This is a genomic window from Bradyrhizobium sp. th-b2 (assembly GCF_000426785.1).
In the GTDB taxonomy this organism is placed as follows: Bacteria; Pseudomonadota; Alphaproteobacteria; order Rhizobiales; family Xanthobacteraceae; genus Bradyrhizobium; species Bradyrhizobium septentrionale.
In genome coordinates, this window is sequence record NZ_AUGA01000137.1 from 1 (window position 1) to 7,714 (window position 7,714).

The 7,714-nt window shown below is 58.1% G+C and carries 9 protein-coding genes and 1 pseudogene; 1 reads left to right on the plus strand and 9 read right to left on the minus strand.

Features of this window, described 5'->3' with window-relative positions; translation table 11 throughout:
• Positions 1-119: 119 nt before the first annotated feature.
• The 9 genes and pseudogenes from K359_RS0145605 to K359_RS62580 all read right to left on the minus strand — a co-directional run bounded on the left by K359_RS0145605 (position 120) and on the right by K359_RS62580 (position 6,857).
• Positions 120-347: a hypothetical protein gene (locus K359_RS0145605; protein ID WP_029084570.1), complete on the minus strand. Its 228-nt coding sequence runs from the start codon at positions 345-347 to the stop codon at positions 120-122.
• Between the two features lie 982 nt (positions 348-1,329).
• On the minus strand, positions 1,330-1,836 hold the full coding sequence (locus K359_RS65365) for a hypothetical protein (RefSeq protein WP_245284929.1): 507 nt from the start codon (positions 1,834-1,836) through the stop codon (positions 1,330-1,332).
• Positions 1,837-1,931: 95 nt separating this feature from the next.
• Positions 1,932-3,070, minus strand: a pseudogene (locus K359_RS65370) (DUF927 domain-containing protein).
• A 151-nt stretch (positions 3,071-3,221) separates the two neighbouring features.
• Complete coding sequence (locus K359_RS0145625; protein WP_029084985.1) at positions 3,222-3,500, minus strand: hypothetical protein; 279 nt, start codon at positions 3,498-3,500, stop codon at positions 3,222-3,224.
• Between the two features lie 187 nt (positions 3,501-3,687).
• Positions 3,688-3,873, minus strand: a complete 186-nt coding sequence (locus K359_RS0145630) for a hypothetical protein (RefSeq protein WP_029084986.1) — start codon at positions 3,871-3,873, stop codon at positions 3,688-3,690.
• A gap of 362 nt (positions 3,874-4,235) precedes the next feature.
• Positions 4,236-4,658 carry a hypothetical protein gene (locus K359_RS65380; protein WP_029084988.1) on the minus strand — a complete coding sequence of 141 codons (423 nt, stop codon included), beginning with the start codon at positions 4,656-4,658 and terminating at the stop codon, positions 4,236-4,238.
• Between the two features lie 181 nt (positions 4,659-4,839).
• Positions 4,840-5,142 (minus strand): hypothetical protein, encoded by a 303-nt coding sequence (locus K359_RS0145645; RefSeq protein ID WP_029084989.1) that lies wholly within the window; start codon positions 5,140-5,142, stop codon positions 4,840-4,842.
• A gap of 39 nt (positions 5,143-5,181) precedes the next feature.
• A complete protein-coding gene (locus K359_RS0145650; RefSeq protein ID WP_029084990.1) occupies positions 5,182-6,192 on the minus strand; it encodes a hypothetical protein in 1,011 nt (336 codons plus the stop codon).
• Between the two features lie 269 nt (positions 6,193-6,461).
• Entirely contained in the window at positions 6,462-6,857 is a 396-nt protein-coding gene (locus tag K359_RS62580) for a hypothetical protein (protein ID WP_156929076.1), read from the minus strand.
• A gap of 327 nt (positions 6,858-7,184) precedes the next feature.
• Here K359_RS62580 and K359_RS62585 point away from each other — a divergent pair, with 327 nt between their 5' ends.
• Entirely contained in the window at positions 7,185-7,430 is a 246-nt protein-coding gene (locus tag K359_RS62585) for a hypothetical protein (RefSeq protein ID WP_156929077.1), read from the plus strand.
• Positions 7,431-7,714 lie beyond the last annotated feature (284 nt).

The window sequence follows — 7,714 nt, forward strand, 5'->3', positions numbered from 1 at the left end:
CGGCGTTCCAGCTCGCAGTCGCTCCTCAGCCCCTGGGAGTAGCGATCCCTGGCGCTGTGACTAACGTCCGGCGCTGGGGGCGCTGGTTAGCTGTCGAAGCGAATTCGGAACATCAGTCGTCAATCTCGCTTAATGACCAGGAGATCGTAGATTGAGCCTGTAAGATTTTTAAGCGGTATCCGATATCCGTCTTCGCCTTCGTGGTGGACAGTGTCTTGAGCCACGCGCTGGAAAGCACCTAGGTCGTTCGAACCATTACCGGCGGGCTGGATTGAGAATGTACGATCATCGACGATTGTAGTGCGGTGCAGCCTCGATCCCTTACGAAGCTTATCGAAGTAGCTCATTCGCATCCTCTCCAGAAAACAATCCAAATAGCAAAAGCGGCAATACCTTATTTGGTTCCGTTCCTGCGGAGGAACCTCGGCCTTGTAACCATGGTGGTTATCTGGATGGTCTTCTTCCAACCTGAAGCGGTGGCGTCCTTCTTTCACGCTTGGGCTTTTGAGACGCGCTGGGAGCAGGCTGCTCACGATCTCCAGTTTTCTGAAAATGGCGCGCGGCCCCCAATGTCCTGCCAGTTAGGCGTAACGTGCACTGCGCCGGCCACGCCGCTTGCCGCACTAAGCCCGATTTCTGAAAGTTAGGCGCTCGACTCGATGCGATTTGTCGCAGAGGGCAGGTCGTTTTGATGGGTTAAATTGACGGAAGGGCGGCCTGGCCAGATGAGAGACTCAGCCCGATGTTGGAGGTTTTGAGCACATGGTCCGTTGAAGCGCTTGCCATTGTCGTCGTTTTTGCGTTGGTGGCGTCGGCCGTGGTGAGGCTTATGCAGGGCCGGAAGCCGTGACGAACGCACTGGGTGTGTGTCGCTCTCGCAACGTCACACTTGTTCCCTTGAGTGCAACCAGCATTTCGACTCCACAACGGCCCCGCGCTGGCGCTTGATAAGCGCAGACCCCGGGGTAGGATTTTGCCTCCAAGGAATCTTCAATCCGGGCCGGGAGACCGCTGTCCAACGTCAGCGGTCTCTTCGTATTTGCTTTGGTGACATTCGATGCCGACGTCCTAGGCCTTTGTCCGTTGTCGGCGGCTGATCACACAAGGCCAAACAGGCCGCCACCATCAGCGCGGCTCCCGCGATGATGAGCCAGTGCGGTAATTCCAGCCATCCCATTGCGGTCTTAATCATGTCCGCTCACTTTTTTTGCCATCCTAAATCAGCCAGACACGCCCTTGGCGAAATTAATTACCTCGCCCGAGCCCCGGGCTGAGTAGGCGGCGCCCAACGGTTGAGGCGTCACAATCTTAATTCGCCTGTGCGAGGGCCTAGGACAGTACCCGATTTGGCGAGATTAGACATTTGAGGCCGGCCCGCTCGAAATATACAGCAACCAGCGGATGGTCACGATTCCCCATGTGGTACTCGAACAGCGCTTCGGCCTCTCCGTCGAGGAGCATCTGAAGAGCGACACGGGAAACAGCCCAATTGCCCCCCGCTATCCGCCTTCCGATGCCGTGCTCTTCGCACCAGTTCCGCAACGTGGAGTGCGATCGGCCAGCGAGCTTGGCTGCGGCACTGAGGGACAAGGCTTCCCGCCGATCGAACGGCCGGAGAATGACGCGGGTCACGTAGAAGTCCAAGCCATCGCCCATCTGTTCGCGAAAGCCCGCAACGTCACGGGCCTGCATTCCCTTCGGTGCATTCTCTTCCCAGGCGGGGATGAAGCGAGACATGCCGTCTTTCAGCAGTAACGACCTGACCTGTTCCATGCCCGCGGCCGTCTCGGCAGCTTCGTGTCCGCCACGACCCGACAGCCACTGTTCGAAGCACAAAGCCGCCGCCTTTACGGCATCTCCTCGCGCCCACGGCAGTATCTCGTACAGGGTTGCTCTCTCGCCACCAGCTGCAATGAGCCCAAAGCGCTGCGCTACACGACCGACCTGCCCGTCAGCTCCGGGTGGCACGTAGGTGTCACAGAGCTTTTCACTACATCCTTGACGGTCCTTCGAATTTCGTCGATCTCGGGAACGATTGCGCCGAGGTACTGTCGCGATGCGACGCCGTAATGCTGTTGCGTTGCAGTCTTTAGATGGACCGCAAGCGCATCAGCCGAACCGAATTCGTGCAGCTGTTCGAACATGCCCATGCCGGCGCCGGCATCGGCCGCCACATCCACGATTCTGATCTGCTGACCGGCTGCTAACCGCTTACCGCGTCCATCCTCAGCGACCTTATCGGAGAGCCCGATCTCCCCCGACGATAGGAACAGGACACGCCACTTAGCTGCTCTCCGGGCCGAGCCGTCGCGCGTGCTGCGCGACTTGCCCGAGCCATTGGCGAGCATGTAGGCCGCCTCGCCAGCGTCTTTTGGCGCCAGCTGGGAAAGCTCGTCCAAGCAAAGCAACGTGTCGCAATGCGCCATTGAGACGCCCTCGAGCCCGTTCGCCGTCGAGCGCCAAGATCTGATATAGCCGTTCGTACCGCCGCCGCCCCAGACGCTGCCAGCAACGTGCAGCGCCGTGCTCTTGCCGGTAGACGATGCGCCCTTGAAGTGGATGCCACCTCCTTCAACCGCGCAGGGGCCAACCAGGGGACCGGCGAATGCCGCTGACAGAGTTAAAACCAGACGGCTGTTACCACGCTCTGCTGCCAGCTCTCCAAGGTCCCCGTCTGCCGAAAAGCATTCTCGTGCGCCGATGCACTCTGCAAAAGCAAGAGGTCACGCTGATCGGCCCCGAAGCAATCGTCCGGCATGACGAACGAATTGCCGTGCCAGCCGACGCGCTGGGTAGCACGAGCTCGGTCAGGCGACTTTACCTGCAGGAGGAAAGAGTTGAACAGGTTACGTGCCGTCTGGCTTGGCGAGATGAAAAAGCCTCCCTCCATGAGGATGCGGCGGGCTTCTGAGCCGTCTCCGGCCAAGGTGGCACGGGGCAGTGCGAATTTATGGTCGCGTCCGTCATGGTCTTTCCAGTGCAACAACACGCCCCAACTGGTGCCATCCGGATCGCGCGTTTCGGCCAGCACATCGAAGTGACCGGCCACCAGGACCACCGGCTTATCCATTTCGTCATGGTTAGCCAAGCCGTGATGTAGCGGCGAACGGTTGGCTCAGCCGAATCGACGCCCTTCCTGGCCCACTCGTTCATAACGGCCTCGCCGAGCTGACTCTTGCTCGGCAAACGCTTATTCGTGCGACCCGGTAGACCGTGTTGCCTCACCAAGCCAAGGGCATATTCCTTGACCGCATCCCAATCATACTCGAGTGGGCGACCGCCCTTGTCGCGCTCCCTAGCTTCAATATTGGCATCGGTCCGGCGCCAGAGTAATACCAGTCAGAGAACGAGCCGGCGTCGATCAACAGGGCGGCCCAAAAGCCATCCGGCTCCTCAAGAAAATTGACATCATCAGCCAGGCCGGGGATGTACGGACCAAACGGAATGCGGCGCGTCTTTCCTGTTGGCACAAAAACCAGTCCATCGTCGAACCAGCTCATGGCGTTTTCCTGCGCCCAAGCCTCGGCAGGTTGGTCGTATCGCCGTCCGGTCTCGGCAAATTGCAGAACGACCGCAATTCACCGGCATTCAGCGCCGCTCGAATTAATTTTTGGCTTTCCTGATAAGCATTGAAGCGCTGTTCAATCGAGTCGTCGGGCAGTTCGCCGGTATTGCCGTCGCGAAGAGTTAGCTCGATCCCCTCGAGGGCTTCCCGAAGATCCTTGTAGTGTGTGCTTTCCCCAGCCTCTCATAGGCGTTTATCTCTGCGAGGGTCATCTTGGCGTGATCCCACAGGCGCTCGTCCAATTCCCGCGCTATCAGCAACACGGCCCTTTCGAGCGCGTAGAACCCCTTCGGGACAAAGTCCGCCATCTGCACTTCCGCTCGTGCTTCCGCATATGGACGACGCGGCAGGCTGGTGCGGACCAGCTTTTTGGGAGCGACCCTAGCCGCGCCGATTCCTGATCAGGCCCTTCTTTGCTGAACGGCCTTCGGTTTTCTCCCAGTCATGGTACCGTCGATATGGCGCGCAATCTTGTCTGCGGCTGCCAACATCGCCGAATCAATCTTGTGAATGTAGCCCTCGGTTACGCTTGTCCCCGCGTGTCCCACCATTCCCTTGATCGTCGGGATGGTGAAGCCTAGATCCTCTGCTGTAGAACTGAAGGAGTGCCGGAGGCCGTGGCACGTAATCCCATGCACTTCCGCCGCTGATACCTTCTGCAACCAGCGCGTCAGACCCGTGTGATGCTTCTTGTGGTTCGTGATGGCGGAAAGACGTATCTCGATCTCGATTTGGCAGCTGCGGCAGTCAGAATTTTGATGACCGCCGCGCCAACCGGCCGGATGCTCTCGCCTTCCTTGGAGTTCCCGAGACGCAAGGCCATGCCGGTGCTATCCACCTCGGTCTTTAGCAGTCCTTCGATTTCATCTAGCCGGCAGCCGGTCAGAGCTGCAACACTGCTCGCCATGACACGCTGCCAGTGATGACCGTTCGTCTCCGCGACGGCCAGGCACTTGCCCAACCGACGATACCCTGCTTCGTCGAGACGCCATTTGCGGTTTCCATCCTTGGGTCGAACAACGCCGTTGATGGGATTGTCGGGGCGGTAGCCTTCCTTGACGCCATAGCTGAATATTCCACCAAGCAATCCCATGGTGCGGGCAGCTGTCCCCTTCCCGCCCTTTACAATCGCTCGGCCTAACCCTCGCGGAGAAGGCGCAGGCCCGGCAGACGAAGTTGAGTGCGAGCCAGAAGCAGAAACAATCACGAGGCCACCGCCTCAAAAGGGACGATCCATAATCGGCTGTGTGTTCCGCTGTCCGGCGGGACTGTTGTCAGTTGACGATGCCGTTCCCGTTGCAGTGGTAGCATTCACGGTGGATTGACTCTTTCACGCACGCAGCGTTGCGGCAGTCATAGACAAAGTGCTGGTGCAGAGGGGCACACCGCGCGCAATCCACCAGCACGTCAATCTTGATCTCCCTGAGCCGTTGCATCGTCCGCAGGGCCGAGCGTCCGTCGAGCTTGCCGAGCACATCGGGCTGTTCCCTTCGTCTGCGTGGTCCTGGATCGGACATACGCGGAAGAGCGACAGCGCTCTTGATCAAAGGCTGGTCATTTTGCCAGAGCAGCTTCATGGTTTCACCTATTCGTCCCGGCACTCGAGCTCCCAAAAGTTATGGGGCCGTGGCGACGTCGCTCGTGAGACCCGCGCCGAGCTTTTCAACCAAAGCCAAGCATTCACGCACGGCAGCTTCACGGATCACAAGTCGTTGGCCTTCTCGATAATTTGTATCGCGCGTCTTGGCGACATAGTCGGCATCCACGAGGCCTTCGCGATGCGCGAGCAAGTGACGCTGCTGGAACCCTCGGTTCAGCTTCGCCAGCTCTTCTGGACTCAAGTAAACGTCATATCCGTTTCCGAACGTGCTCTGCCAATGGCGGCTGCCTTCTTCCAAATTCTGGAAAACATTGCGCCGCAACTTGGGCTGTCCTGGCTTCTTATCGTACAGGGCTTCCGCAAATCTCTGAAATGCGGTCACCAGGCGCTGCAGTGAATCCTCGGTAAGCATGCGGAGGGTATTTTCTGCACTATCACGATCGGGTAAACTAGCGGCAATGGCAGAAAGATTGTCGAGGGTGGCACGTATCGTGCCGAGAGATTGAGTAAAGACGAGGTCGGCGGCATTGTGTCCGCAAGCGGGGCAGAAGTACGCGGACCCAATCACTGCATATCGGCAGGAATACTGGGGACACTTGATCTTCAGCTGCATAGGGTCTGTCGCGGCAGCAGGAAGCACAATTTCTTTTGGCTTCGCGTCGACTTGCAACGACATGGATATGAAAGAGCGGCGCGGCTGCTTTCGATTGAACCGCTTAGCGTCCCGAACCATCGCGGAATTGACGCGGTGCTTGACTTCCGCGAAAGCGGCTTCCTTCGCCTTTTCGATCTGCTCATGTGTCCACCACGAGTCGGACGCAGCCTCGCGACCGCAGAATGGGCACCATACAGCTTCATCTCGAACGATGTCGCGCCAATCGTTCTCATGTACCTTGAAAAGAAATTCGCACTCTGTGGCCGGGCATTGCCGGTCCCAATAGCCGTCAACATCGCCCTCGGAAGAGACCGGAACGGAAATCTTCGTCCCATCTAATCCCTTCAGGGTCTTAATAAGGTCCTCAAACATTAATGCCCTCCGAGTCGCATTTCCTAAAATATCACGGACTGGAACTCCCGTTCTGCCGGACGATTCCCTTCAACTACCGCAGCCGTCGCCTGATTTGAGCTTCGGTATCCTCTTGATTGGCCTCGTACTCACAGGTCTTCACCATATTCATAAGCAGCGAGCCAGAAACAAACGGATGTGAGAACTGCAGCGCCTGACCCCATCTCCGATTTTGTTCAGCCAGCTGCCGCTCTTGTCCTCCCTCGCCCTTCCCGTGGACTCCCCGTAAGTTATAAAGACCAGTGCACACGCCCTGCGAGATTTTCTCGGATTGGATAATCCTCCATAACGTCTCGCACCGGTTCACATGGCCAGATGCCTTCGTCGTCAGCAGGAGCATGGGCTAGCAACTTGCCAAGACAGATGTGGGCAATTTCCGCGCGAGCTAGTTGCGAACAGGTCTCTCGGACAGTCTTGACCCACTTAGCGAGAAAATCTGTTTTCAGCTCGCCGAGATCATTATGTCCCGGCGTAACCTGAAGCGCATCCAGCAACTTGTATCCACGTTCGGCGAGATGTTTGGCATTTTCCGGCGCAACTTTCCACTCCGGTGGATCTTCGCCATCGTCTTTCCGCTTATAGGTCCAAACGATGCCCTGAATGAAAAGCTCCGGATGGGCCTCCATATACTTTTCCAGGTTCGGAATGCAGGATTTCTCGCGAGAGCCCAAACCAGGAGACAAGGCATCGATATACGCTAACTCAAGACTGGCCTTATCTTCGAGCGAAATTCCAGATTCTGGTCGACAAGGGCGAAGGCTCGCCGAATGTCGTATCGCTCAACCTCCCTGTCAAACGCCACAGGTATAAGGTTCTGCGCGCCCTGCGAAAGCTTTGGAAGCACGCCGGGTCTATCGAAGACAAGCACACGATCTCGGTGTCCGCCGAAGTCCGCATCCTCGCTCTTAAAGAGTTGGGCCAAGAAAGCGAGAGCCTCTTGGTACGAGTCGGCCGTGATTGCGATGGGACCATTCGGCGAGTTGGATAACCGCGAAATCATCTTCCGCCGCGCGGCAGCAATAGCGGTTTCGAAAAGCGAGCCAGTCAGTGGAGGGTTGCCCGCCGAGCCGGTTGCCTTGGAGGACCTGCTTAAGGCGCGGGAACATCTGGTTGCCGAGGTGGCGGGAAAAATGCCTGCGGAGCACCGGGAATTTCTGGTGGGATTTAAGCGCGGGCAAGCTAGCCCGTCCTATTCGTGAGAGTGCTTTTTTTAGTCCGCTTGATGTGGCCGCACATCTGCTCTGACGAGGCGCGCGGGATTGCCTTCGGCTTTTCACCGCCTGACGACCCGTACTTTGCAACGCGCTTGAGGTGTAGGTTGGGCGAACGGGGGGCGGACGCCCCGCCGGTCAAGGACCGAGCGGCAGCAGCGCGCCTGGCAAGCCGCGGATCAGGTCGGCTTCGGGACATGCCGCGGCAAACGCAAGGCGAATGCGGCTCGTGGTCTCGACGACACGGGCAGCGAGTTTCAAGAGCCGAAGAC

What these genes read in the sequence shown, in the direction of transcription:
- K359_RS0145605 (WP_029084570.1), bottom strand. Translation starts at nt 347, where the DNA reads ATGAGCTACTTCGATAAGCTTCGTAAGGGATCGAGGCTGCACCGCACT.
- K359_RS0145625 (WP_029084985.1), bottom strand. Translation starts at nt 3,500, where the DNA reads ATGAGCTGGTTCGACGATGGACTGGTTTTTGTGCCAACAGGAAAGACG.
- K359_RS0145630 (WP_029084986.1), bottom strand. Translation starts at nt 3,873, where the DNA reads ATGGCGGACTTTGTCCCGAAGGGGTTCTACGCGCTCGAAAGGGCCGTG.
- K359_RS65380 (WP_029084988.1), bottom strand. Translation starts at nt 4,658, where the DNA reads ATGGGATTGCTTGGTGGAATATTCAGCTATGGCGTCAAGGAAGGCTAC.
- K359_RS0145645 (WP_029084989.1), bottom strand. Translation starts at nt 5,142, where the DNA reads ATGAAGCTGCTCTGGCAAAATGACCAGCCTTTGATCAAGAGCGCTGTC.
- K359_RS0145650 (WP_029084990.1), bottom strand. Translation starts at nt 6,192, where the DNA reads ATGTTTGAGGACCTTATTAAGACCCTGAAGGGATTAGATGGGACGAAG.
- K359_RS62580 (WP_156929076.1), bottom strand. Translation starts at nt 6,857, where the DNA reads ATGGAGGCCCATCCGGAGCTTTTCATTCAGGGCATCGTTTGGACCTAT.